The following is a 26,614-nucleotide window of genomic DNA, read 5'->3' as shown; positions in this document are numbered from 1 at the left end:
CCCTCTAATGAAAATTCCTTCCCTTTGGAAGAGCCTGCCGGGTGGTTTTCGTTTTTGCGCGTTGCTGATGATCCGTGCCGGGCTCTGATGTGTGTTCGGGAAAGCGGGCCAATCGCCGGGCCGGCCTGATCTTGTTGTGAACGCTTTCCTGCGGGCGGCGCACCTCATCGGCATTGGCCAGGCCTCCCATATCATCTGCGAGATTGGAGATGTCAGCCAGCAAGGGCGTCAGGTCCTCCAGGTGATGGGCGACCACATGAATGACCCCGTCTTCCTTCTGCAGCCTGCCACGCACGCCGATGCACCTGCTGCCCAGGATAACCGTGCGGTATTTCTCAAATGCCTTCGGCCATACAATGATGTTGGCCACGCCGGTTTCATCCTCGATGGTCGCAAAGATGACCCCCTTGGCTGACCCAGGCCGCTGCCGCACCAGCACAAGGCCCGCCACCTTGACCATGCGCTCGCCGGGCGTTGTCTGCAGTGCCTCGCTTTTTACATAGCGGTCTTGCTCCAGGCGTTGCCGCAGGAATGACAAAGGATGTGCCTTCAGGGAATAGGACAGCGATTGATAATCATTGATGACATGCTCTCCCAGCGGCATGGGTGGAAGGTGAACATCAGGCTCGCGCTGCAGGTCATTTGCATCTGCTGCTGCAAACAGCGGCAGGCGTTCTGAACTGCTTAGCGGATCGAGTGCTTTTACCGCCCACAGCGCATCACGCCGGTTCAGCCCTATGGAACGAAAGCAATCAGCATCCGCCAGCTTTTCAATGACCCGGCGGGTCAGCCCGGACCGCATCCACAAATCGCGTACGCTGTCATAGCCGCGCGCGCGATGTTCCATCAGCAGTTCTGCATCCTCCTCGCCGAACCCCTTGACCTGTTGCAGCCCGAGCCGCACCGCATGCGTGCTTTTCTGGATGGCCTCGAGCTGGCGATGCTGTCTGGAAACCGGCAGGGTCCTGGCGTCCGGTTCCAGCACCGAAAGCCATGCTGAATGGTTGATATCGACATCACGCACGTCGACGCCGTGTTCGCGTGCATCGCGGATCAGCTGGGCCGGTGCATAAAATCCCATGGGTTGCGAGTTCAGGATGGCGGCACAGAACACGTCCGGATAATGACACTTCAGCCAGCACGACACATAGACCAGCAGCGCAAAGCTGGCGGCATGGCTTTCGGGAAAACCATAATCGCCAAAGCCTTCGATCTGCTTGAAACAGTGTTCGGCAAATTCGCGGTCATAGCCGTTCGATGCCATGCCCTCGACCATTTTGTCACGGAATGAATTGATGGTGCCGACACGCCTGAAAGTCGCCATGGCGCGGCGCAATTTGTCGGCTTCACCGGGTGAGAATTTCGCCGCCACGATGGCAATGTTCATGGCTTGCTCCTGAAACAGCGGCACCCCCAGCGTCTTGCCCAGCACGTCGGCCAGTTCCGCCTTGGGAAAGCTGACAGGCTCCTTGCCCTGGCGCCGGCGCAGATAGGGATGCACCATGTCGCCCTGAATGGGACCCGGGCGCACGATGGCAACTTCAATGACAAGGTCGTAATAATTACGCGGCTTCAGGCGTGGCAGCATGGACATCTGGGCCCGGCTTTCGATCTGGAACACGCCGATCGTGTCTGCCCGGCAAATCATGTCATAGGTTGCGGTGTCTTCATCGGGCAGCGAGGACAGGGTTTCGGTGCGCCCGTAATGGGTTTGCAAAAAGCTGTATGCCTTGCGGATACAGGTCAGCATGCCCAATGCCAGCACGTCGATTTTCAGCATGTTGAGGCTTTCCAGGTCATCCTTGTCCCATTCGACAATGGTGCGGTCCTGCATGGCGGCATTCTCGATGGGGATGAGTGATGACAGCCGGTCCCGCGAGATGACGAAGCCACCGACATGTTGCGACAAATGGCGTGGAAACCCGATGATCTGGGATGCAAGGTCGAGCATCTGTTTCAGGTGCTTGTCATTGGGGTCAAGCCCGGCGCGCCTGGCGTCTTCCTCCTCGATCTCGCGGGAATAGCTTCCCCACTTGGTGCCGGATATGGCGGTGATCGCGTCGTCGGACAAACCGAACACCTTGCCCACTTCACGCAGGGCCGAGCGCGACCTGTAGGAGATCACGGTAGCCGCAAGGCCTGCCTTGTCGCGCCCGTATCTGGCATAGATATACTGGATCACCTCTTCGCGGCGCTCGTGTTCGAAATCCACATCGATATCCGGCGGCTCGTTGCGCTCTTCGGAAATGAAGCGTTCAAACAGCAGGCTTACCTTGCCGGGATCGACCTCGGTGATGCCGAGGCAGTAGCAGATGGAGGAATTGGCGGCCGATCCGCGCCCCTGGCACAAAATGCCTTTCGAACGGGCAAAGCGCACGATGTCGTAAACGGTGAGGAAGTAGGGTGCATACTTAAGTTTTGCGATCAGTCGGGTTTCATGGGCGATGGCGTCGACGACCTTTTGCGGAGCGCCTTTCGGATAGCGCTTCTTCAGGCCGATTGCGGTCAGTTTTTCAAGCGCTTCCTGCGAGGGCAGGGGCCGGTTGCCAAGCTCTTCGAAGACCGGGTCTTCGGGGTATTGGTAGCGCAGTTCGTCAAGCGAGAATTCAATCTGCGCAAACAGGTTTTCAGTTTGCTCGACGGCTTGCTCATGGCCGTTGAACAGGCGCAGCATTTCTGCCGGCGGGCGCAGGTGCCGTTCGGCATTGGGTTCCAGCCGGGTGCCGATGGAGTGCAGGGTCTCGTGCTCGCGAATGCAGGTCAAAACGTCCTGCAGCGGGCGCCGGTCCGGATGGTGATACAGTACATCGCCTATGGCAATGAGCGGAACCTGATGACCGGCTGCCAGCCTTGCAAACACTGACAGTGCGCGCTGGTCGCGGGCGTTGTGATTGCGCATGACCGCAACATGCACATGGTGCGGAAAGGCTGTGGCCAGTTTTTCAAGGCAGGCTTGAAACACCTCGTCGGCCCGCTGCGGCACCAGTGCCATCAGCAACCCGTCGCCATGATCCTTGAAATCTTGCAGGTACAGCTCACATTCGCCCTTTGTCGTGCGCCGCTTGCCGAGGGTGAGAAGTTCGCAAAGCTGGCCCCAGGCCGCGCGGGTTTTCGGCCACACCAGGATGTCCGGCGTGGTGTCGGCAAACACCAGGCGGCAGCCGGGCGCATAGGCCAGTCCGGCTTCCTTCGCCGCCATGTGCCCGCGCACAACGCCAGCCAGGGAATTGCGGTCGGTGATGCAAAGCCCGTTGAGGCCCAGTTGCTTTGCCTGCACGACCAGTTCTTCCGGGTGCGAGGCGCCGCGCAGGAAAGAGAAATTGCTGCTGCAGGCCAGTTCGCAGTACCCGGTCATGAGAACAGCCCGTGCATATACCAGTCCGGCCGTGTGGTTTCGCGGTCATAAAGCCCGTGCCGAAACAGCCAGAACCGGTAGCCTTGCGTATCCTCGACGCGAAAATAATCGCGACTCAGACTGGCCCGCCCGTCACGCCACCATTCACAGGCGATCCGCTCCGGGCCTTCCGAACGGGCGATTTCATACAGCACCTTGCGCCAGCGGAACCGGCTTGGCGGGCTGTCGGGCACCTGCGCAATGGCGTCTATGGGCTCCGGTCTTTCCAGCAGGATCAGGGGGCGGGTTGGTGTGCAGGCGGGACCGGGCAGCTTAACCTGGTCCGGATCGGTTTTGCCGTCTCGCCCGGAAACCGGCACAAGGGCAAACCGGCGTTCGGGAATGTGGGTGTCCGCAAAGGAAAACTGCAAAACCCGGTCCGTGCCAAGCCGCGCGCCCAGCCGGTCGATGAGGGCGGCATAGCTGTCACCGGCATCCTTGTGCTCAACCAGGTCATGCTGACCGCTATTGAACGGGTCTGCCTGCAGGATATTGAGCCGCATGATGTCGAACCCGAAGCCTGCGTCCAGGTCGGTATGCAGCCGGGCCAGGCGTTCATGAAACAGGGCGGCGATACGGTCTGCATCCCGCAGCGGGTTGGCCGCATGAACACTGAGCGACTGCACTTCCCCGTCAACCCGGAACAGTTTCACTTCGCATGTCCTGACGCCGAGATCGCGGCGTTCCAGCAGGGCAATGATGTTGCCGGCCAGAAGCGCGATGCCGCGCTTGATGTCGTCTTCATGCACGATCGGGTCTGCAAAGCGTTTTTCCGCTGCCAGTTCGGCAACTGGCATGAGCGGTGAAATGATCTCGTCCTGACGACCCGACGTCTGGTCGAGCCTGTCGAGCAGGTGCGTGCCGAAGCGCGCTGCCAGAGGCGCACGCGGCAGGTCGGCGATGCAGCCAATGGTCTTGAACCCGACCCGGCCAAGGCCCTTTACAAGCGCAGCGTCAAGGCGAAGCGCGGCAAGCGGTAGGGCGCTGATGGCCTGTGCGTGCTGGTCGCGGTCAATAATGCGCCCGGTGCCATGGCGCGCCATGGCCCATGCTGCACCGGCGGTATCTGCAAGACAGGTGCGAACGCTGAACCCTTGTGCTGCAAGGCGGGTTTCGATGTCGGCGATGAAGCTTGCCTCGCCGCCAAAAAGGTGCGTGCACCCGGTGACGTCCATGAACAGGCTGTCGTCACCATCGAGTGCAACCAGCGGCGTGTAGCGTTCGCACCATGCCGCAAGCGAGCCAAGCAGCTCACGCTCTGCGGCCCGGTCTCTTGCGTGGCATTCAAGATCAGGCACAAGGGCGCGTGCATCGCTCAGGCTTTGCCCGTTGAAAATCCCCGAGTGCGCCGCGTGTGCTTCATGCGTGACGATGCGGATGGCATTTTTTTCCGTATCCGTAACGACAATGGGCGGGTTTTCAGGACGCGCGCTCAAGATCCACGACTTGCCCCATTTCAGCCGGGCGATCCGGTCTGTGGGTAGGTGCGTGAATGCGACGGACAGTATGCGTTGTCTGAGTTTTCGATGTGTCATCTTCAGATGTGCCGTCCTCAAAGGCTCGGTTTTCCGGGTTCCATGTTAAAGTCCATTGTCCTGTTCGCCCGTGGCGGTTGCGCTCAAGTGCCTGCACATGACGCGCCTGTCCGGGCCCGTGTTCAAAATCGGCACCGGGTTTTGAAGGTATGATTTCCACATGCCAGCGGGTGGCTGCGGCACTGGCTTCTTCGGCTCCGCTTTGCCGCAGCACGCAAACCAGAACGCCGCTTTCGCGCGCTCGCAGCATCAGCCGGCGTGTGGCGGTCATGTCAAACGGCTTCGGATTGCCTTTGACCTGGAAAATCACCGCCGAAAGATCGCCGCACTTGGCCGCCTGGTCTGCCGACCACAAGGCATCCTGCAGGGTGATCGGACGCACGAAAACCATCGCCTTGGGGTCAATGCCGTGCTCGCTCAGTCCATCCGGAAACGGCAAGCCGGAATCAACGGATGCGGCAGGGTCGATCACCCACAGCATCCGGCGCTTGTCCCGCTTGCCGAATTGCGCGGCAAGTCCCAGCGCAAACCCGGCGGCACAGGCGAAATCACGCGCAAGGCTGCACCGCACTTCATGCAGTGCATTCGTCCACAGGCCGCCGTTCAGGTGCTGGTCCAGCGCCGGGATGTCAAATGATGCACCGGTCTCATGGGCACTATCCCCGGGTCCGGGAGACAGGCCCTGAACCAGGCTTTTTGCGGCATCCGCATTGCGTGTACGGGCAATCGCGGCCATCCGTTGCGATCCTCTGCCAATCTATATGTTCCTGTTTTGTTCCAGTAAAGCCAAGTCAGGTGAACGAGTCAAGGGGGACGGGCGTTGGGTGGTGTTTCAGCTTGATTTTCAGGCCGCACCATCTCGCTTCCTATTCACCACTCCGCCGCGATGTCCAATGATATTCCAGAGCCGCCTTGTTCGTGCTTTACCGCGCGACCAGCTTGTCTCGGTTTAACCCGACGTCAATTGTGTTTCCTGGTGAAGATCAATTCATAAAGCGTTGTTTTCTTTCAATCACTCTGTCCCGAAGTCTGTTCGGCCCCACGTCGGCGGTGATAGCAAGAGGTGCGCAGATATGAACATAGGCAATCTTCTTGTCGCCAAGGGTCTTGCTTCTCCGGAAGCCATCAACCAGGCAATCGATCATCAAAAGGTCAATGGCGGTCGTCTTGGCGACAGCATCGTTGCCCTTGGTTTCCTGACCAAGTCACAAATCGATACGGTACTTGCAGATGCGCCACAGGTACCGACGACGCTGGAGGGCACGGGCATCGATGCTGTGTTCCTTCTAGAGTTGGCCATCAAGGGCATGTACGCAGAAAACATCGAAACTGCGTCGCAAATGGCAAAGGCCATGAAACTGTCCAGCACGGTTGTGGAGCAGCTTGTGCAGACAGCCAAGGAGCGTAAACTTGTAGAAGCATTGGGCTCTGCTGCCGGGGAAGGGTTAAGCCGGGAAATGCGCCTGACGCTCACCCGCGCCGGGCGCGAGTGGGCTGCCGATGCGTTGAGCCGCGGGCAGTATTTCGGGCCGGCGCCGGTTTCTCTCAAGGACTACCAGGACAGGATCCTGAGGCAACGGGTTACCAATGAAGTGGTGACGCGTCAGAGGCTGGACGAGGCATTCTCCAGCCTTGCGATGACGGAACGGTTCGTGAACCGGTTGGGCCCCGCGGTCAATTCGGGAAACGCCATCCTCATCTACGGACCTGCGGGAAACGGGAAGACGACGATTGCCGAGATCGTCGGCAACATCTTCCAGAATGTCATTTATGTTCCTTATTGCGTTGAGATCAATGGTGAGATCATGAGGGTTTTCGATCCGGCCGTTCACCGGCCGGTGGCTGATGCGCCCATCCAGAATGATGCTTCGCGCCTGCGCCGCAGCCGCATCGACCCGCGTTGGGTTGCATGCGAGCGGCCGATGGTGATGACGGGTGGCGAATTGACGATAGAAATGCTCGATCTCAAGTTTAACCCCGTATCCAAGTTCTATGAGGCGCCGCTTCATATCAAGGCCCTGAACGGTACATTTCTGATCGATGATTTCGGTCGCCAGCGTGCCAAGCCTGAGGACATTCTCAACCGCTGGATCGTTCCATTGAATAGCCGCGTCGACTATCTCACGCTTCACACCGGCAAAAGCGTGATGATACCTTTCGATGAAATCGTGATTTTCTCCACCAACATGCATCCTGATGATCTCATGGATCCGGCCTTCCAGCGCCGTATCAGCTACAAGCTTGAAACTGTTGAACCGCCTGAAGACCTTTTCCGCACCGTATTTGTTGACATGGCGGAAAAACACGGACTGGCGGTTACGGATCAAGTTTTCAGCCATGTTATTGGCGGTATTAGGCAAAATGACGTACCGCTGGCCTATTTCCAGCCGAAATTCATCGTGGAGCAGGTGCTGGCATCCTGCAAATTCGAAGGCACCAAGCCCCAGTTCACCGCTGACAACATAGATGATGCTCTCGCAAATCTGTTCGTCAAGAAAGCGGACGGTACGATGTTCGGGATCAAGAGGAGCTAGGATCAGGACAGTCTGCAACCAGGCTTTCCCACCTGGTTGCAGACCGGTTCTCGTTTCTGATCGGCCAGAGATTCTCCAGATCAGGATGATTCTTGGTTGAAACAACCAAGAATCATAAACCTGATCGTTTTCAAAGTGCTAGAGCAACTTCATGGGTTCAATTGAACCCATGTTGCTCTAGCGCCGCGTCACCACGACTTCCAGATAGGCTGACGGCACGACCATGGTGCCGTCATCGGCCACATTGTTACGGGCGATCAGGTCGAGCAGATCGTCGCTCAACGATGCGCGCGCATCGGCATCCAGCGCGCCGAAGGCCTTGTGGGTGGGTCCGTAAAAGTCGCGGAAGATTTCCAGCCAGTGATCAGGCGAGCGGTATCTGAAAGCAAAATCCCGCTCCGTGATCTTGATATCGGAGCTAGCATTGCCGAAAAGCTCTTCAAGCCGGGATTTGGTGCCCCACAGGGAAGGCGACTGCACACCGGCAGGCGGCGGCATGTAGCGGCCGATGACCTTGAACAGCGCGCCGATGAAACCGTCCGGTGTCCAGTTGGCCATGCCGACCTTGCCACCGCTCCTGCACACCCTGAGCATTTCTGCAGCAGCCTTGTCCTGGTTGGGCGTGAACATCACCCCGAAGGTTGAGGCCACCGCATCGAAGCTGGCATCTCCAAACGGCAGGTCTTCGGCATCAGCGACCTGAAAAGCGACATCGAGGCGTTCTGTATCTGCGCGTTGCTTGCCGCGCTCCAGCAGGCTTGAAACATAGTCGGTGGAGGTGACGTCCGCCCACCGGCGCGCTGCCGCCAGTGTGAAATTGCCGTTGCCGGCAGCGACATCAAGCACCTTCTGGCCTGAGCGCAGGTCCATTGCCTCGGCAAGGTTCTCGCCCACGATCTGAAGTGTCGTGCCGACAATGGCATAGTCGCCTGAAGACCATGCTGCATTCTGCTTGGCCTTGATTGCTGAAAAATCCGGTTGAGTGATCTGGTTCATTGCGGTTTCCTTTATTGTCAGGCTGGCACCATGCCAACCCGGGCAGCACATCTGGTGAAAGGCTCCATGCGATGTGCCGCCTGTCGAAGGTCACCCTGATTGAAAAGACAGCCAGATGCTTGCAGACAGGGTTTAGAAAATCTGCAGAAATCATGCATAATTGTGCAGAGTGTTGATTTAGGTGCTTTTTCAGGAGTTGCGGGTAAGCAAATTCCGCTCAGTGAAGGTGCAGGGACGGCAGAAATATCGTGATTTACAGGTTTGACAATTTCGAGCTGGACACCGATCGCTTTGAATTGCGATTGGACGGAGCACCGCGCAAGGTCGAGCCGCAGGTTTTTGCATTGCTTGAACTGATCGTCTCCAACCACACCAGGCTGGTGACCAAGGACGAAATCAACCTGCATGTCTGGGGCGGCCGGGTGGTGTCCGAAGCCGTGGTCAACAGCCGGGTCCGCATGGCGCGTCAGGCCATTGGTGATGACGGCAAGGCCCAGAAGCTGATCCGCACCGTGCATGGCCGCGGTTTCCGCTTTGTTGGTGACGTTGAAGCCGCAGACACGATCTCCGCAGCAGGGGTAGCCCGCCCACACCACGATGCCGCAGCACCACTTCAGGAAGCCGATGGATCCGGGAAGGTTGCCACCGGCGGGCGTCCGTCAATTGCCGTGTTGCCGCTTCAGGTTCTCACCCCCGACGAACGCTTCGGCAACCTGGGTGACGCGGTCTCCCAGGAAGTCATCATGGAGCTTTCCCGGCTACACTGGCTGTTCGTCATCGCCCGCGGCTCGACTTTCAGGTTCCGGGATGTCGACGTTGATATTGCCGAGGCGGGCCGGATACTGGGCGCGCGCTATGTGCTGACCGGAACCATTGCATTCCATGACCGCACCAGCGTTGTGACGGTGGAACTGTCGCACGCTCCGGACGGCCAGGTGGTGTGGGCAGACCGGTTTGAAAGTTCCATGGACGATCTACTGCAACTGCGCTCGACCATATCGGCAAACATCGTCACCGCCATTGAAACCCGCATCCAGGTCAAGGAAGCAATCGAAGCAGCCAAACTGCCGACTGAAAACCTGGACGCCTGGTCGGCATATCATCGCGGGCTGTGGCACATGTATCGCTTCAACCCGCATGACAACGCCATTGCCACGCGCATGTTCGACCGGGCCGTGACGGCTGATCACGGCTTTGCCCGCGCCCATGCCGGGCTGTCCTTCACGCATTTTCAGAATGCCTTCCTCGGACACTCGGGCGAACATGCGGAGCAGAAAGAACTGGCGCGGCTGTATGCCGAAAAGGGCCTGCAACTTGATCCGTTTGATCCGTTCGTGAACCTGATGATGGGCCGGTCGCAATGGCTGTCCGGTGACCTGGACGCCGGGCTGCCCTGGCTTGAAAGAAGTGTGGAACTGAGTCCGAACTATGCTTTTGCCATCTATAACCGGTCCTTGCTTGGTGCCCTCATGGGCGACGGGCAAAACAGCCAGGACAACATCATGAAGGCGATATCGCTCAGCCCCATTGATCCGCTCAACTACGCCATGCTGGCAACCCGCGCCCTGTCACACATCGTGCGCGGTGATTATGAAACGGCGGTCACCTGGGCCGAGCGCGCCACCAAGGCGCCCAATGCTCACATACATATCCACACCATTGCGGCTCTTGCTCACCAGCTTGCCGGCAGGACCGAGCTTGCCATGCTCGATGCCGACAGAATTCGCCGCTCGAACCGGGACTACTGTCAGGCCGATTTCCTGAATGCGTTCCAGTTTACCGGTGATGAAACCCGCGCACTCGCGAAGACGGCACTGGCCAGGCTCGGGTTGTAACTGCCCTCTGGAAGAACCTCACCCGGCCCTGACCGCGTCGACATGCCCGGCAAAGGCCGGGTCGGCCATCAGCTTCTTGCAGCGTGCAAAGCGTCCGTCAGCATAGGCGCGGAAGTCTTCCGCCGGGTTTTCATTGGCCAGCTGGATCAGGCCCCAGAGCGTCCACAGCAGGTCACACATCGCCTTGTAGATCACCATCCGGCCGTTTTCGGCGGAAGTCGGCGTGCGGCTAAAATAGGCCTGCATCATTTCATCGTCCTGGGCGGTGTTGAACTCACCTTCGACGGATAAATCGCCCAAGTCCCACATCGGGTCATTCATGCCGGAATACTCCCAGTCCACGATCCACATGCGCGCTTGCGTATCAAGAAAGTTCTCGCACAGGGGGTCGCAATGACATGGTGCCAGCACGGCGGGATGGGCTGCAAGCGCAGCCCGGATTGTTTCCGCTTCGGCCACAACATCATGATAGCCGTCCGGTAGCGCCACGTCCTTAGTGGATAGAATGCCGAGATAGTCGTCGATCATCTCAAACAGGTCGAAGCGGAACGGAAACACCGCCCCTGATGTATGCAGTTTGCGGAAGGCCTCGCCGGCCCGTGCCGGAGACCCTTTGCGCGAGCGGAAGGCATCCGGGGTCATGGTCTCGGTGCCGTCTATAAACCTGGTGACCATCAGGCCGCTTTTCGCATCGGCAAACAAGACCTCCGGCGAGACACCGGCTTTGGCGGCTTCTTTTGCCGCAACAGCCTCATTGGCCCGGTCGATGTATTCTTCCGTGCCCTTGCCGGGGACCCGCAGGCAGTGTGTGCCGAGCCGATAGACAAGATTGGTCAGCCCGCCCAGCCGCTCGATCGGCCCGTCATAGTCTTTCAGCATCGCTATGCTTGCCATGGCAGTTCGGGCTTCGCTCAGGTCGTCTGTCATCGGGCCATCCTCTAAGGCAATGGTTTACTGTTCGCAGCACTTGATTATCATGGCGCGGCAAATGCGCAAATGCCTTGGAGACACCGATGACGCACGCTAAGCACGAGGGACACCTCGGCGCCGTCTATGATGCGAAGAAGCCGGAAGAGATTGCCGGACATTATAATCGCTGGGCGGAAAGCTATGACGCCGACATGGCTGCTGCCGGCTATCGGCACCCGGCAATCTGCCTGGCGCTTTTGTCCCGCCACCTGCCGCGTGGAGCGGAACCTCTGCTGGATGCCGGTGCCGGTACGGGACTGGTCGGCGAATGGCTCGACATCATGGGCTACCCGCGTGTCGAGGCGCTGGACATCTCCGAAGGCATGCTGGCGGTGGCCAGGAAAAAGGGTATCTACAGTGACTTTCATCAACTGGCGCTCGGCGGTGCGCTGCCGTTTGCCGACAACGCATTTGCCGGTGTCATTTCAGCCGGGGTGTTCACCACCGGCCACGTCGGCGCGGAAGGTGTCGACGAACTGGTTCGCATCTGCCGGCCCGGCGGCGTGATTGTGCTGACGGTCAAGGACACCTTGTGGTCTGAAGCCTTTGCTGCCCACGTATCCGACATGCAGTCCAGTGAGAAAGCAACCCTTGTCGAGCAGACGTCCCCGTACGTTTCCATGCCGGGAGAGGCGGCTACAATTCCGAGCCGCGGGGTGGTGATAAAGGTCCGCTGAACGCCAGCAGCCTGAAATCCGGGCAACTGCCTTGACCCGGGCACTGAAATTAATTTTTCAGTCCAAACAGTGAAGAAACATTTGACTCTGCTTGGCGAGCGGTTCCAGACTTCGTTGGGTTGACGTAGCAAAATGGCCGCTTGCATGGGTTGGCGGTGCTTGTCAGTTGAGAGGAAGTCTAAATATGAGTATGGCGAAAACCGTTCGCGGCGCACTGGCGTCTTCATTGTTAGCTGTTGCCCTGGCAACCTCAAGCATTCAGGTTCAGGCAGCTGCGCCTGAATCCAACGATCCGATAAAGATCGCGCTGTTCGACTGGACCAGTGTGAATCTGAACGCCAAAATTCTCGGCACTGTCCTTGAGAGACTTGGCTACACGGTCGAATATCCAACCGGCGATTACCTGTCGAGCCTGTCCACAGGTCTGACCAATGGCGACCTGACGCTTGGCATGGAATACTGGGACACAACCGCGGGCGAGGCCATGAAGGCTGCTGATGCAACCGGCAAAACCGAACGCCTTGGCGCACTGGGGCCAAAAGCCAAGGAAGAGTGGTGGTATCCTGAGTACATGAAGGAAAAATGCCCCGGCCTTCCCAACTGGGAAGCGCTGAAGGACCCCAAGTGCGCAGAAGCGTTCTCCACCCCTGAAACCGCCCCGAAAGGCCGCTACCTGGGCGGACCGGTAACCTGGGAAGGTTTCGATGACGAGCGGGTTGTATCGCTTGGCCTGCCGTTCACGGTTGTACATGCCGGCACGGACGGCGCCATGTTCGCCGAACTTGAATCAGCCTATCAGCGCAAGGCGCCTATCATGCTGTGGGTTTACTCACCGCACTGGGCACCGGCAAAGTACAAGGGCGAATGGGTCGAGTTCCCGGAATATACAGCCGAGTGCTACTCGGATCCGAAGTGGGGCATGAACCCGGACAAGGCGCATGACTGCGGCAAACCGTTTGGTGACATCTGGAAATACGCCTGGTCCGGCATGAAGGATAAGTGGCCGGTCGCCTACAAGGTCGCCAAGAGCTATCAGGTGTCTTCAGACGAACTCAATGCCATGAGCGGTGAGGTTGATCTGGACGGCAAGTCCATCGAGGATGTCGCCAATGCCTGGGTCGATGCCAACGAAGCCAAGTGGAAGGCCTGGGCCGAATAACAACAGTTACCTGAACACCGACCCGATCCGGGAAAAACGCGCCGGATCGGGTCGCACTTTGTAATCAGACGGCAACACGGGATATCACGCGCATGGCACGTCATTCTCCAGACCAGCAGGGGAATACAGCTTCCAATGGAGATTTACAGCGCCCGGTGAAACTGGCGTGCCGAAATGTCTGGAAGGTTTTTGGCGTTGGTGCGGATGAGTTCATTTCGAAGTACGGCGGCAGCGCGAGCGCGTCGGATCTGACATCCGCCAACCTGATCGGGGCTGTGCGCAGTGCAGACCTTGAAGTCCGCCAGGGCGAGATTTTCATCATCATGGGACTGTCAGGCTCCGGCAAGTCCACACTGGTGCGCTGCATGTCGCGGCTGATCGAGCCGACCTATGGCAAGGTTGAGTTCGAAGGCAAGGACCTGCTGTCGATCTCCACCGAAGAACTCATAGAACTGCGCCGGCACCGGATGGGCATGGTGTTCCAGCACTTTGCGCTTCTGCCGCATCTGTCGGTTCTCAACAACATTGCCTTTCCGCTGTCGATCCAGGGCATGGACCGTGAAAAGCGCGAAGCCCGCGCGCGCGAAATGGTTGATCTTGTCGGCCTGAGCGGGCGTGAACATTTTTATCCGCGTGAATTGTCTGGCGGCCAGCAGCAGCGTGTCGGCATTGCGCGTTCTCTCGCGACCAATCCGGAGATCTGGTTCCTGGACGAACCGTTTTCCGCGCTTGATCCGCTGATACGCCGTGAGATGCAGGACGAACTGATCCGCTTGCAGGGCGTGCTGAAAAAGACCATCGTGTTCATCACCCATGATTTTGACGAGGCCATCCGCCTGGCGGACCGCATTGCCATCATGAAGGACGGCGAGATCATCCAGGTCGGGACACCGGAACAGCTGGTTACCAACCCGGCAACCGAGTACGTGGCGGAGTTCACCCGCGACGTTCAGCGCGCCAAGGTGATGTCGGCCAGGAGCCTGATGCAGAAGCCGGGCCGGGCAAAGTGCGCAGGAACGGTGTCTCCGGATGCCAAGGTGTCGAGTTTTTCAGCCGAGATCGTATCCGCCGGAAAACCTTTTGCTGTCGTCAACGGGTCCGGCAAGCCTATTGGTGAAGTCCATCCGCAGGCGGTCATCGACCTGTTGGCCGGGATTGACCGGAGCACAGCCAGCCCGTGAGTACCGTAACCCAGAACATTCAACGCGATGACAGTCGGGGTTTCGGCGGATGGGCCCTGGTCTGGGTTGCCGCGCTGGCGACAGTGCTGATGTTGCACTACGGGCGCGAAATGTTTCCGGCTGCCGTTGAATATCCGGCTGACCGCGTTATCCCGTTTGCAGACTGGATCAGCGCCATCATGAACTGGTTGCGGGAGAACCTGACCTGGTTCACCCGGTCGATCACCGCCACATTGAACGTGCCGCTCAGCTTCGCGCTGGATTTGCTGGCGAAAGGGTTCAAGTTTGGCCATGGCGCTGAAGCCTGGACATTGCCGCGGCTGTCATGGGTCGGCGTGGTGATCGTGGCGTTCCTGGCCGGCCGTGCCGCCGGTGGTCTCAGGCTGGGCCTGCTGACCGGCGGATGTTTTCTCTACGTTGCGCTGTTCGGCAAGTGGACCAGTTCCATGCTGACCCTCGGCCTGATCGCCATCGCCGTGCCGTTTTGTATCCTGACCGGCCTGTTCGTCGGCATCTGGGCCTGGCGCAAGCCCTGGGCGGAACGCTTCATGGTGTCGCCGGCGCTTGACCTGATGCAGACGATGCCGACTTTTGCCTACCTGATCCCGATGTTGCTGCTGTTCGGCAATTCGCCGGTTTCAGCCATGATGGCAACCGCCATCTTTGCCACGCCGCCCATGGTGCGCGCGACCATGCTGGGCCTGTCCCGGATACCGTCGGAAATTTCCGATTTCAGTGAAATGGCCGGGTGCACGACACGCCAGAAACTGTGGCGGGTTCAATTGCCTTCGGCCCGGCCGACGCTCATGGTCGGGGTCAATCAGGTGATCATGCTGGCGCTCAACATGGTTATCATCTCCTCGATGATCGGGGCAGGGGGACTGGGTTATGACGTGCTGCTGGCCTTGCGCGCGCTCAAGGTCGGCAACGCCATGGAGGCTGGACTGGCCATTGTTGCCATCGCCATTGCGCTCGACCGTTTGAGCCAGGCGATGGCGGCCAAGCAGGCGCGCGGCCATGTGCACCAGGATGACGAAGTCCGCAGCTTCTACCAGCGCTATCCCAATCTGGTGCTGGCGATTGCAGCCCTGCTGGTGACCACTGTTTTGTCACTTGCGATACCGGCCTTTGCCAAGGTGCCCGCCGAGATCACCATTTCGACCGCCCGCGCCTGGAAAGACGCCGTGACCTGGGTGACGATCAACTGGTTTGACGTCATCGAAGCGTTTCGCGTCACCCTCATTCTCTATGTGCTGAACCCGCTGCGTGCATTCTGCGAGGGTTTTCCCTGGCTCGGCGCGGTGTTTCTTCTGGGGCTGGCTGGCTTCCAGCTTGGCGGCTGGCGGCTGGCCGCGACGGTTGCCGCGCTGACAACATTTTGCGCAGCCACCGGCCTGTGGGAAAAGACGATGGCCACCGTGTATCTGTGCGGTATCTCGGCGTTTGTCGCCTGTCTCTTCGGTATCCCGCTAGGCTTGATGGCATCACGCAGTGATCGGTTTGAACGCTTCCTGACGCCGATCATCGACACGCTTCAGACCATGCCGTCGTTCTGTTTCATAATTCCGGTGGTGATGTTGTTCCGCATTGGCGATGTGACGGCGATGATTGCGACGGTCGCCTTCGCGATCGTGCCTGCCATCCGCTACACCAACCATGGTATTCGCCAGGTGCCGCCTTCGCTGATCGAGGCGGCAAAGGTGTCCGGGTGCACCAGGACGCAAACCTTCTTCAGGGTTCAGTTGCCGGTCGCCCTGCCGGAAATCATGCTGGGCATCAATCAGACCATCCTGATGGCGCTGGCCATGATCATCATCTGCGCCATGATCGGCACCCGCGATCTCGGGCAGGAAGTTTTCATTGCGTTGTCAAAGGCCGACGCCGGTCGCGGTATTGTCGCCGGACTCGCGATTGCCTTCATCGGCATTACCGCCGACCGATTGTTCAACGCCTGGAGCGCGCGCACCCGCGCCAGACTTGGATAGGCCGATGACACAATCCACTTCCCAGGAAACCCGAATACAGGCATTGCCTGTCTGGCAGGGAGCCGTCGACATTTCGCCTCTGCATGGCGGGCTGAGCAATGAGAGTTTCGTCGTGTCCGATGCCGGCCAGCGCTATGTCGTCCGCTTCGGTCAGGATTTCCCGTTTCATCATGTCTATCGCGACCGCGAAGTCATGGCCACGCGCGCTGCTCACGCGGCGGGCTTCGCGCCGGAACTGGTGCATGCAGAACCCGGTGTAATGGTTTCGCGGTTTATTGACGGCAAGACCTATGACGAGGCGGACGTTCAGGCCAATGCCGAGGAAATTGCCCGGCTGCTGCGGAAATTTCACGACACCATGGCGCCGCATGTCAGCGGGGCAGGGTTCATATTCTGGGTGTTCCATGTCATCCGCGACTACGCCAAGACGCTTGCGGCGGGCAACAGCCGGATGAATGACAAGCTGCCCCGATACCTGGAGCTTGCCGAAGCGCTGGAAAAGGTGCAGGCGCCGATGCCGGTTGTGTATGGGCACCATGATCTGCTGCCCGCAAACTTCATCCATGACGGCTCACGTCTGTGGCTGATCGATTTCGAATATGCAGGCTTCGGCACGCCCATGTTTGATCTTGCCGGCGTGACGTCGAATGCAGGCTTCGACCAGGACCAGACGGAAGAATTCCTGACCCGCTATGTGGGCCGGATACCGGATGCGGCACTTTTGCAAAGCCATGCCGCAATGCAGTGCGCGTCGCTGCTGCGCGAAGCCATGTGGAGCATGGTGTCGGAACTTCACCTGAACGCGCCAGGCGTCGATTATGTTGCCTACACGACCGAAAACCTTGAAAGGCTGGGGCGCAGCCTTGTTGCCTATCAGACTGCCTATGGAAAGGTTTGACGACAGATGCCGGTCCCGACACATGCTGAAATCGTGGTCATCGGAGGCGGCATCATCGGCTGCTCGACCGCTTATCATCTTGCCCGTGATCACAAGGCCGACGTGGTCCTGCTTGAGCAGGGCCAGCTCACGTCAGGTTCCACCTGGCACGCAGCCGGTCTTGTCGGGCAGTTGCGGTCGTCGGCCTCGATTACCCAGGTCCTGAAATACTCCGTCGACCTGTACAAGAGCTTGAAGGAAGAAACCGGACTGGAAACCGGCTGGAAGATGACCGGGTGCCTGCGGCTTGCCTGCAATGAAGACCGCTGGATCGAGTACAAGCGCCTCGCTACCACCGCCGGCAGTTTCGGCATGGACATGCACCTGATCTCGCCGGAGGAGGTGAAAAAGCTGTGGCCGCTGATGCAGGTTGATGACCTGGTTGGCGCAAGCTGGCTGCCGACCGACGGTCAGGCCAGTCCGTCCGACATTACCCAGTCGCTGGCCAAGGGCGCGCGCATGCATGGTGCAAACCTCATCGAAGGCGTGCGGGTCACCGGATTTCAGATGGACGGCGATCGTATTGTCGCTGTCGAGACAACCGACGGCATCATCAAATGCGAGAAGGTTGTAAACTGCGGCGGCCAGTGGGCCCGGCAGGTTGGTGCAATGGCAGGCATAAATGTACCGCTGCAGCCGGTAAAACATCAGTACATCATCACCGAAAAGATCGACGGGCTGGCAACCGATGCCGCCACCATCCGCGATCCCGACCGTTTCACCTATTACAAGGAAGAGGTCGGCGGGCTGGTTATGGGCGGTTACGAACATAACCCGATTGCCTGGACCACCGGGAATGTGCCGGATGATTTCCAGTTCCAGCTGTTTGACGACGACTGGGAGCATTTCGAACAGCACCTGGAACAGGCCGTGGCACGCATGCCGGCGCTTGAAACGGCTGGCATCAAGCAGATGATCAACGGGCCGGAAAGCTTTACGCCCGACGGCAATTTCATTCTGGGGTCTGCCCCTGAGTGCGCCAACATGTTTGTTGGTGCAGGCTTTAATGCATTCGGTATCGCGTCTGGCGGCGGAGCAGGCTGGGTGCTGGCGCAATGGGTAGTGTCCGGTGAGGCGCCTATGGACCTTTGGGTGGTGGACATCCGAAGGTTTTCCGGCCTGCATGAGGACCGCGACTGGGTGTGCGGACGCACGCTGGAAGCTTATGGCAAACACTATACGATCGGTTTCCCGCATGAGGAATATGCATCCGGGCGCCCGCGCATCATTTCACCCTTGTATGAGCGCCTGAAACAGCACCGTGCCGTGTTCGGTTCCAAGCTCGGATGGGAGCGGCCCAACTGGTTTGCGCCGGACGGTATGGACCAGCGCGACGTCTATTCCATGGGACACCAGAACTGGTTTGAGCCGGTGGCGGAAGAACACCGGCTGGTGCGTGAAAGCGCGGGAATTTTCGACCAGTCTTCGTTCGCCAAATATGAACTGGCAGGGCCCGGTGCAACCGCAGCCCTTGACTGGATCTGCGCCAACAATGTCACTAAGGCGCCGGGTCGACTGACCTACACCCAGATGCTGAACTCGCGCGGCGGCATCGAGTGCGACCTGACAGTCGCGCAACTGGCTGAAAACCGCTTCTACATTGTCACCGGCACCGGATTCCGCACCCATGATGCATCCTGGATCCGGGATCACATGCCTGAAGGCTGCGACGCGGCGCTTGAAGACGTCACGGAGGAGTGGGGAACCCTGTCGCTCATGGGCCCGCGCGCACGTGATGTTCTGTCAACCGTCACGGAGCACGATGTTTCCAATCAGGCATTCCCGTTTGGCCATGTTCGCGAGATTGACCTTGCAGGGCATGAGGTTCGCGCATTGCGGGTTACCTATGTCGGTGAACTGGGTTGGGAACTGCATGTGCCTATTGCTGCCACGGGTGAGGTGTTTGATGCATTGATGGCCGCAGGTGCACCTTTCGGCGTGCGCCCGGTCGGCTATCGCGCCCTGGAGTCATTGCGGCTGGAAAAAGGCTACCGCGCCTGGAGTTCCGACATCACCCCGAACGATACGCCGTTTGAGGCGGGCCTCGGCTGGGCGGTGAAGCTGAAGTCGGAAATGGATTTCATGGGCAGGGCAGCGTGTGAACGCGTTGCCAATCAGCGTCTGGGCAAGAAGCTCGTCTGCTTCACGGTTGATGATCCGGACGTGGTCCTGCTGGGCCGTGAAACCATCTTGCGCGACGGTGAATTCGCCGGGTATCTGAGCAGCGGCGGTTTCGGTCATACGGTGGGCAAGCCCGTCGGCCTTGGCTATGTCCGCAACCAGGAAGGAGTCGACAATGACTGGCTGCTGCAGGGCAGCTACGAACTGGTGGTGGCGACCGAACGTGTGCCGGCGCAGTTGCATCTTGGTCCGTTGTATGACCCGGCCGCCGAGCGCGTGAAATCCTGAAGTCTCCACCATCCTTGTTTCCGGTGACGTGATAGGGCCCATCCGAGGCGATTTGATTTTGCGCAAGGCCATGTCTGTGACATCGCGGTAAACTGACATCATCAGAACCGGCAAAAGGTGGCATCTGATGGTTACACGCAGAAACGTTGTCATTGGTACCGGCGCGGCGGCGGTTACGGCCGGTGCCGCATACCATATGCTGACCAGGGCCGGTCCGGCCTACCGGGACGCAGTGCTGGAAACCTGGAGCGCAATTTCCCCGTCGCAGGCCGGTGAGTTCAACTATCTCGTTCACTACGCGACCCTGGCCGCCAACAGTCACAACACCCAGCCCTGGCTGTTCTCGCAAGCCGGGGAGACCGTGATCATCCGACCGGACATGAAACGCGCAACGCCTGCTGCGGACCCTGACAACCATCATCTCTATGCCAGCCTCGGGTGTGCGGCTGAGAACCTGTCGCTTGCAGCCATGGCTGCCGGCAGGAGCACGTCGGTTGCCTTCAACCCGGATGGAAACGGGTCGGTCGAAGTAAACCTGGCTGCCGGAAACACAGGCCGCGATGAGTTGTTCGATGCCATCGTGGAGCGGCAGTGCACGCGCTCCGAATATGATGGCCGGCAGGTCGGGCAAGACGACATCAGGCAACTGGAAAAGGCAGCCGGAATGCAAGGGTGCAGGCTGATCATCATTCCTGACCGGGACAGGATTGAGCAGTTGCTGGCGCTGGCCATCACAGCAAATACCGTTCAGGTCAATGATGCGAAATTTGCTGAGGAACTGAAACACTGGCTTCGCTTCAATGGCTCACAGGCGGCCGAAACCCGGGACGGGTTGTACAGTGCGTGCACCGGCAATCCATCACTGCCGCCATTTCTGGGGCGCATCATGTTTGATCTGCTGTTCTCGGCGGACTCCGAAAACGACAAGCTGGCCAAGCAGGTCAGGTCGTCTTCAGGCCTAGCAGTTTTCGTGACCGAGAAAGATGACAAGGCTCACTGGGTACAGTCAGGGCGCTGTTACCAGCGTTTTGCGCTGCAGGCGACGGCGCTTGGCATCAGGCATGCTTTTGTCAACCAGCTTGTCGACGTGCCTGCTGTCCGGGCTGAGTTCGCGCAGTTACTGGGTATTGCAGGCAAGCGGGCAGACCTTGTGGTCCGCTATGGCTATGCGCCTGCGATGCCCAGGTCACTTCGACGGCCGGTTGATGAGGTGATTGTCTAGCGGCAAACGGTTGTTCGCCACTTTGTTCAAACAAAGGAACCATCAAGTTGCGTACATTGATTATCTACTACTCCCGCACCGGGACCACGGCCACTATTGCCAGTGCATTGGCCAACCGGCTGGACGCTGACAAGCGCGAAATCGGCTGCGACAGATACACAGGCGGTCTGCTGCGGTACCTGCAGGCAGGTTATGACAGTGTCCGAGGCAACCTGCCTGAAATCGAGATGGCGGAATTTGCCGCTGAACAATATGACCTGGTGCTGATCGGGACACCGGTGTGGACAAGTCATCCCGCATTGCCGGTCAGGGCATTGCTTGCCCGCAAGCCTGACCTTCCCGCGCGGGTCGCGGTTTTCCTGACCCACGGTGGCCATTCGCCGCCACAAACCTGTATCGATGAACTCGCGGCGATGCTGCCGGTGCCGGTTGAAGCAAGTCTGACGTTCAGCAGCGCTCAGGTCTCGGCGGGAAAGTTCACTGATGATATAGATGGTTTTGCCAGTGAACTGGAAAGCCGGACAGGTCAGTGAACTGCGGCTATCCCGTTATCTGACAATTTCAGCATGATGCCCTAGCAATTGCCATCAAGGGCGGATAACATATTCATAAATTTATATGTTTGGAGTCTGAATCATGCTTGATCGTCGAGAGTTCCTGGCCACAACCTTTGCCGCCGGTGTGGCACTGCCTGCGTTGCACACGCCGGTGTTTTCGAAAGCCTCATTCCCGGTTGGCCAGGGGACCGTCGATATTGTCAGCGACGGTCATCTTGAGCTGCCGACCGGCATGATACTGGGACGTGTTCCGGAAGCTGAACGGGCAACTTTCCTGGCGGCCAACAACCTTCCCAAGGATGTGGTTCGCTCATCGCTCAATCTGACGCTGTACCGGGATGGCGACCGGACGGTGCTGTTTGATGTCGGGTCCGGGCCGAACTTCATGCCAAGTGCCGGCAAGCTGGGCGAGGCGCTGGAGACTGCAGGTATCGCGGCGGATGACGTGACCCATGTTGTGTTCACCCATGCCCATCCCGACCATATCTGGGGCGTGCTGGACGACTTCGACGAACTGGCGTTCGGCAATGCCGAGTACCTGATGTCGGCACCGGAATGGGATTACTGGTTCAACCCGGAAACCGTCAACAAGGTGCCTGAAAACAGGCAGTCGTTTGCTGTTGGTGCGCGGCGCAATATGGCGGCCATTGAAGACAAGTGCTCCAAATTCAAGGCGGGTGAGGAAGTTCTGCCCGGCATCGCAGCGGTCGATACGGCAGGCCATACACCGGGGCACACATCCTTTCATATCCAGCAGGGCAGCGACAGCGTGATGGTCATCGGCGATGTCATCACCAACCCGTTATACTCGTTCTCAAATCCGGATTGGCAGATGGGCACAGACAGCGACGCGGCGCAGGGCGTCAAGGCGCGCAAGATGCTGCTGGATCGGATGGCTGCGGAGAAAATGCAGATCATCGGTTATCACCTGCCGCATCCCGGCACCGGCTATGTCGAACGCAAAGGCTCTGCCTTTGCTTATGTCGCATCGTAACGGAGAATACCTGACCATGAATGTCATCCGAAAAACCATTGCCATGCTTGCCTTGTGCCTGTTTCCGCTCACGGCGCACGCTGACCAGAATATTCCGGATCAGTATCCCGCATCCCTGCTGTATTCGAAACCGGTGGAGGTGATGCCGAATGTCTGGACGTCAATCGGGGCAACCGCGCCTCCCGGTTATGACAATGCCGGACACAACAACAATCTGAGTTTTCTGGTGACGGGTGATGGCGTGATCGTCATCAATGGCGGCGGCAGCTACGGGCTTGCAGAAGCCCTGCACACCGAGATCAAGACTGTGACCGACCAGCCGGTCAAGCTGGTCATTGATGAAAACGGCCAGGGCCACGCAGCACTTGGTAACTGCTACTGGGCCGGGCAGGGGGTCAAGATACTGGCTCATGAAGATGCGGCGGAGGAATTCACGACAAACGGTCACCAGATACTGGAAGCCGCCAAGCAGCGGTTGAAGGATCGCGCGGACAAGACCTGTGTGAAGGAACCCGACGAAACCTTCTCTGACAAGAAGGATGTGTCGATGGGGTCGATGAAGGTCGAGGTTTTGCATCTTGGCCCCGCCCACAGTGCCGGCGACACCCAGGTGTGGCTGCCTGAGGAAAAACTGGTGATTGCCGGTGACATGGCGTTCCACGAGAGGCTGTTGCCGATCTTCGACGACACCGACACGGCGGCCTGGCTGGAAACCTGGGAAAATGAATTCGAAAAACTCGGCGCTGTCTATGTTATTCCGGGCCATGGCCACCCGACCAACATGGCCCAGGTTCGCCGCTATACCCGTGACTATCTGATCTACCTGCGCGGCAAGATCAAAGACCACATTGATGCAGGCGGCGGGCTGGACAAAGCTTTTTACGTGGACCAGTCGCCGTACAAACACCTGCATACGTTCGATGAACTTGCCACGCGCAATGCGGGCCGGGTGTTTCAGCAGATGGAGTTCGAATAGCGCAACCATCGCTTGAGGGCTTGAACGAACACATCGTTTGATATAAAGAACACTTCTGAATATATGCATGTGTTAGCACGGCGATAGTCTCAGGAGTGGTCCGATGATTGAGCAGCTAGACCTTTTACGTGAAGAATACGGCACAGCCACACTGGTGGTGTGGGGTGCCTTTGCCATTGGTGTGTTGTTTGGCATAATCGCTGAATTCAGCAGATATTGCGCGCGAGCCGCACTTGCGGAATGGGCGCCTGGCAGTGAGCGATCAAAAGCGGCGGCCAACAGCCATCCGCGTTCAAAGCAATATCTTGCTGCCGTGCTTGTGGCATTGGTTGGGACGCAGGCGTTGTTCGTTTCTCAGAACATTGATCTTGCCCAGTCGATTTACTGGTCGGTGCCGATCCGTCCTGTCGCGCTGGTCGCCGGTGGCCTTCTGTTTGGTGCCGGCATGGTGCTGGCCGGTGGTTGTGTGTCCAGGCTGCTGGTGCTGGCGGCATCGGGCAATGGCCGCTCCATCGTTACCCTGCTGGTCACCGGTATCGCCGGATATGCCACTTTGCGGGGTATTCTTTCATATCCGCGTATCTGGCTGGAAAGCGCCTGGTCGCTGGAGGCAGCACCGGCGCAGGTATATGAAACCGGTGCCGTATCGTCTTTGTCAGTAGCTGCAGGTATCGCGGTCGTGCTGGTTGTCTTGCTGGCTTTACTGGTCCGCAAGTCGGGCCTGAAAGGTGTGGTGACCGGAGCCTTGGTCGGTCTGGTAGTTGTCGCAGGCTGGGCCGTGACCGGCATTGTTGGCGCCGATGATTTCGATCCCACGCAGCTTGCCTCCCTCAGCTTCGTGGCACCTGCTGGTGAGACCATCCAGTATCTGATGATCTTTACCGGTGACACCATCCGCTTCTCCGTCGCCCTGCTGGGCGGCGTGCTGGCAGGTGCGCTTGTCAGCGCCCTGGCGGGCCGCCGTTTCAGCCTCACAGGTTTCACGGCGGAAAATTCTCTGGCCCGGTATCTGGCGGGCGGGTTGCTGATGGGTTTCGGCGGCGTCACGGCACTGGGCTGTTCCATAGGTCAGGGTCTGTCAGGCATCAGCACGGCATCGCTGTCTTCGGTTATTGCAGTACTGGCGATTGCCGCAGGCGGTTACGGCATGATGCGGTTGCGGGCTTCGCGCACTGAAGACGTTGTTGCATCGGGCTTTCAAGCTGCTGAGTGAACCTTGCCGGAACCGGCCGCAGATCAAACGTCCGGCTGTTTTCGCATCAGCCAGTTGACCGTGTCCTGCAGGACCTCGCGCACCGATCCGTAGACCAGTATCTGCAGGCCGAGCCAGGCTCCACAGAACATGGCCGCAAGGGCCACAGGTGCGGTGAAGGCCAGCAGTGAAGCAGCCGACAGACCTTGTCCGACGGTGCAGCCAACGGCGGTTACCCCGCCAAAGCCCATCAGCGCGCCACCAAGGATCTGCCGGCGCATTTCACGGGCATCGTCACATGCTTCCCAGCGAAAATGCCGTTGCACCAGGGTTGTAAGGGTGGCCCCGAGTATTACACCGGTTACGGCACCGATACCGAATTGCAGCGATGCCCCGGTTGCCGTCATGACATAGACTAACGTATCCCCCGGCGGGCCGGTGAAGGTGAATGATTCCAGTCGGTGCGGGTCAAACGGATCGTTGGCCATGTAGCCGGTGACGAACCACCCGGCGACAATGGCGGCACCGACGATAAGGCCGGCCATCATGAAGCGCGGCGAGGCTCTCAGGTCGCGGCTGGTTAGGGCGGCTGCAGCAATGGCGGCGGCAAACAGGTAAGCCCAGATGTGCACAGTGCCGCCAATGTGGGTGGCGGCAGTGTGGGCGATGCCCGCGGGCTGCTCGAGTTGCGTGGGCACGTCAAACAGGTAGACCCGCAAATAGGCGGAAAGTCCGTTCATAGTGGCATAAGCCGTGATGCCCAGCACCAGAAAGGTCACGACGGATTTCAGGTCTCCGCCGCCGACGCGGGCCAGGGTTCCGTAGCCGCAGGTGCCGACCAGCGACATGCCGAGGCCGAACAGGAATGAGCCGAAAGCGGTTGCCAGCAGCGTTGTCGGCGAAATCAGGTAAAAACTGCCGGCAATGTCGATGATGCCCGATTGATCCAGTGCGTAGGTGCCCACTATCGCCACGGCAATTGCCAGGCCCCAGGCCGACAGGCGGCCACGGCTTCCGCCCAGGCAGGCGTCCTCGATCGCCCCGAGCGTGCAGAACCTGCCCCAGCGGGCAGCGAAGCCCAGCGCCATACCTCCGGCCAGGCCGCCTATGGCGGCAATCGTGCCTGGAGACAACTCGATCATCGGTCGTTTCTCCCTGGGTCGGGGCAGGTTTTCCTGCCTTCTTCGATATTGTCTGTCTTGCAGCCGGATTGCGTGTCGTTTTTGCCGGCAGAGGTTCAGGATACAGCTTTAGCCGTTGTTGTCATCTTCGGCGCAGAACATGTCGTACAGCACGGTAATCATCTGCTTCACGCGCTCGTCGCCGATCGTATAGTAGATGGTCTTGCCGTCGCGGCGCGCATTGACCAGTCCTTCAAGCCGTAGCCGCGCCAGTTGCTGCGAGACGGCGGCTTGCCGCGCAGACAGCAATTGCTCCAGTTCCGTAACCGTGCATTCGCCTTGTGACAGCCGGCATAAAATGGCCAGCCGGCCCTCATGCGCCAGGGCTTTCAGAAAGTCCGTGGCATCCTTGGCACTCGACATCATGTCGTCGAGCGAGTGTTCGAATTTCAGTTGGGCATTCGCCATGGTGAATTCCCTGTTTCCTTATGATTTGGGTTCGGCAGTGCCGGGTGTTTCCGCCGTGCCGGTTTCTGCCTTGTCAATTTTCGCCAGCATCTGCTGCAGCATCGGCCAGAAGAAGTGCCCGCCCGGATAGCCGCGCAAGCGGTCAACCTCGCGACCATTGTGCCAGACCACGAAAGTGGGGGTGTAGTTGGCTTTTTTCAGGCCTTCCAGGTCTGCCGGCAGCGGGGAGTGGATATCCACCCGGCGCAGCGGGGCCAGCTTGCCTTCATCCGTTTTCGGATAGGCGATGCCGATCTCCTCATTCCACACCTCGCACCAGTGACAGCCGTCCTGTTCCAGCATGATGAGCTGCGCAGCTTTGGCGCCTGCCGGAGCCAATGCGAGAACGGCGACGCTTGCAGCCAGTGCCGTCAGCACGCCGAAGAATCTGTTGCGAAGAGCTTTCATGCGTGACACCTTACAACAAATTACAA

The 26,614-nt window shown here is 59.0% G+C and carries 21 protein-coding genes; 13 read left to right on the top strand and 8 right to left on the bottom strand.

Annotation, left to right across the window (positions count from 1 at the left end; all coding sequences use genetic code 11):
* Positions 1-4: 4 nt before the first annotated feature.
* Genes DHN55_RS12780 through DHN55_RS22345 form a run of 3 tightly spaced genes read right to left on the bottom strand, consistent with a single transcriptional unit; the run spans position 5 to position 5,665 of the window.
* Positions 5-3,355 carry an error-prone DNA polymerase gene (locus tag DHN55_RS12780; RefSeq protein ID WP_108881890.1) on the bottom strand — a complete coding sequence of 1,117 codons (3,351 nt, stop codon included), beginning with the start codon at positions 3,353-3,355 and terminating at the stop codon, positions 5-7.
* Positions 3,352-4,830, bottom strand: coding sequence for a Y-family DNA polymerase (locus DHN55_RS12775; protein WP_337660259.1), 1,479 nt, complete (start codon positions 4,828-4,830; stop codon positions 3,352-3,354). The genes DHN55_RS12780 and DHN55_RS12775 overlap by 4 nt, the downstream gene beginning before the upstream one ends.
* Positions 4,814-5,665 carry an ImuA family protein gene (locus tag DHN55_RS22345; protein WP_337660258.1) on the bottom strand — a complete coding sequence of 284 codons (852 nt, stop codon included), beginning with the start codon at positions 5,663-5,665 and terminating at the stop codon, positions 4,814-4,816. Before DHN55_RS22345 ends, DHN55_RS12775 begins: the two co-directional genes overlap by 17 nt.
* A gap of 337 nt (positions 5,666-6,002) precedes the next feature.
* Here DHN55_RS22345 and DHN55_RS12770 point away from each other — a divergent pair, with 337 nt between their 5' ends.
* Positions 6,003-7,463: an ATPase gene (locus DHN55_RS12770; protein WP_108881888.1), complete on the top strand. Its 1,461-nt coding sequence runs from the start codon at positions 6,003-6,005 to the stop codon at positions 7,461-7,463.
* A gap of 177 nt (positions 7,464-7,640) precedes the next feature.
* On the opposite strand, the gene DHN55_RS12765 is transcribed toward DHN55_RS12770, so the two are convergent.
* On the bottom strand, positions 7,641-8,459 hold the full coding sequence (locus DHN55_RS12765) for a methyltransferase domain-containing protein (protein ID WP_108882491.1): 819 nt from the start codon (positions 8,457-8,459) through the stop codon (positions 7,641-7,643).
* 248 nt (positions 8,460-8,707) lie between these two features.
* On the opposite strand from DHN55_RS12765, the gene DHN55_RS12760 reads away from it, so the two are divergent.
* Entirely contained in the window at positions 8,708-10,294 is a 1,587-nt protein-coding gene (locus tag DHN55_RS12760) for a winged helix-turn-helix domain-containing tetratricopeptide repeat protein (protein WP_337660257.1), read from the top strand.
* An 18-nt stretch (positions 10,295-10,312) separates the two neighbouring features.
* Here the strand turns inward: DHN55_RS12760 and DHN55_RS12755 are convergent, their stop codons facing one another.
* A complete protein-coding gene (locus DHN55_RS12755) occupies positions 10,313-11,221 on the bottom strand; it encodes a phosphotransferase (protein ID WP_108881886.1) in 909 nt (302 codons plus the stop codon).
* An 86-nt stretch (positions 11,222-11,307) separates the two neighbouring features.
* On the opposite strand from DHN55_RS12755, the gene DHN55_RS12750 reads away from it, so the two are divergent.
* The 11 genes from DHN55_RS12750 to DHN55_RS12700 all read left to right on the top strand — a co-directional run bounded on the left by DHN55_RS12750 (position 11,308) and on the right by DHN55_RS12700 (position 24,573).
* Positions 11,308-11,940: a methyltransferase domain-containing protein gene (locus tag DHN55_RS12750; protein WP_108881885.1), complete on the top strand. Its 633-nt coding sequence runs from the start codon at positions 11,308-11,310 to the stop codon at positions 11,938-11,940.
* Positions 11,941-12,130: 190 nt separating this feature from the next.
* A complete protein-coding gene (locus tag DHN55_RS12745) occupies positions 12,131-13,099 on the top strand; it encodes an ABC transporter substrate-binding protein (protein ID WP_443111131.1) in 969 nt (322 codons plus the stop codon).
* 92 nt (positions 13,100-13,191) lie between these two features.
* The gene (locus tag DHN55_RS12740; protein WP_108881883.1) at positions 13,192-14,280 is read left to right on the top strand and encodes a betaine/proline/choline family ABC transporter ATP-binding protein; all 1,089 of its coding nucleotides are present in this window, start codon (positions 13,192-13,194) and stop codon (positions 14,278-14,280) included.
* 17 nt (positions 14,281-14,297) lie between these two features.
* Positions 14,298-16,265, top strand: coding sequence for an ABC transporter permease (locus DHN55_RS12735; protein ID WP_443111130.1), 1,968 nt, complete (start codon positions 14,298-14,300; stop codon positions 16,263-16,265).
* A 4-nt stretch (positions 16,266-16,269) separates the two neighbouring features.
* Entirely contained in the window at positions 16,270-17,163 is an 894-nt protein-coding gene (locus DHN55_RS12730; protein WP_108881882.1) for a phosphotransferase, read from the top strand.
* Positions 17,164-17,169: 6 nt separating this feature from the next.
* Entirely contained in the window at positions 17,170-19,611 is a 2,442-nt protein-coding gene (locus DHN55_RS12725) for an FAD-dependent oxidoreductase (protein WP_108881881.1), read from the top strand.
* A 127-nt stretch (positions 19,612-19,738) separates the two neighbouring features.
* The gene (locus DHN55_RS12720) at positions 19,739-20,833 is read left to right on the top strand and encodes an Acg family FMN-binding oxidoreductase (protein ID WP_108881880.1); all 1,095 of its coding nucleotides are present in this window, start codon (positions 19,739-19,741) and stop codon (positions 20,831-20,833) included.
* A gap of 47 nt (positions 20,834-20,880) precedes the next feature.
* Positions 20,881-21,366, top strand: coding sequence for a flavodoxin family protein (locus DHN55_RS12715; RefSeq protein ID WP_337660255.1), 486 nt, complete (start codon positions 20,881-20,883; stop codon positions 21,364-21,366).
* Between the two features lie 103 nt (positions 21,367-21,469).
* Positions 21,470-22,384, top strand: a complete 915-nt coding sequence (locus DHN55_RS12710; protein WP_108881878.1) for an MBL fold metallo-hydrolase — start codon at positions 21,470-21,472, stop codon at positions 22,382-22,384.
* A gap of 16 nt (positions 22,385-22,400) precedes the next feature.
* Positions 22,401-23,360: an MBL fold metallo-hydrolase gene (locus DHN55_RS12705; protein ID WP_337660254.1), complete on the top strand. Its 960-nt coding sequence runs from the start codon at positions 22,401-22,403 to the stop codon at positions 23,358-23,360.
* 103 nt (positions 23,361-23,463) lie between these two features.
* A complete protein-coding gene (locus DHN55_RS12700) occupies positions 23,464-24,573 on the top strand; it encodes a YeeE/YedE thiosulfate transporter family protein (RefSeq protein ID WP_108881877.1) in 1,110 nt (369 codons plus the stop codon).
* 23 nt (positions 24,574-24,596) lie between these two features.
* Here the strand turns inward: DHN55_RS12700 and DHN55_RS12695 are convergent, their stop codons facing one another.
* From DHN55_RS12695 to DHN55_RS12685, 3 genes are all read right to left on the bottom strand, one after another.
* Positions 24,597-25,694, bottom strand: a complete 1,098-nt coding sequence (locus DHN55_RS12695; RefSeq protein WP_108881876.1) for a YeeE/YedE thiosulfate transporter family protein — start codon at positions 25,692-25,694, stop codon at positions 24,597-24,599.
* Between the two features lie 108 nt (positions 25,695-25,802).
* On the bottom strand, positions 25,803-26,141 hold the full coding sequence (locus tag DHN55_RS12690; RefSeq protein ID WP_108881875.1) for a metalloregulator ArsR/SmtB family transcription factor: 339 nt from the start codon (positions 26,139-26,141) through the stop codon (positions 25,803-25,805).
* Between the two features lie 18 nt (positions 26,142-26,159).
* The gene (locus DHN55_RS12685; RefSeq protein WP_108881874.1) at positions 26,160-26,588 is read right to left on the bottom strand and encodes a transcriptional regulator; all 429 of its coding nucleotides are present in this window, start codon (positions 26,586-26,588) and stop codon (positions 26,160-26,162) included.
* Between the last annotated feature and the right edge of the window lie 26 nt (positions 26,589-26,614).

Source organism: Anderseniella sp. Alg231-50, assembly GCF_900149695.1.
In the GTDB taxonomy this organism is placed as follows: domain Bacteria; phylum Pseudomonadota; class Alphaproteobacteria; order Rhizobiales; family Aestuariivirgaceae; genus Anderseniella.
The sequence above is the reverse complement of the archived record's forward strand: the minus strand, read 5'-3'. Positions and strand labels throughout refer to the sequence as shown.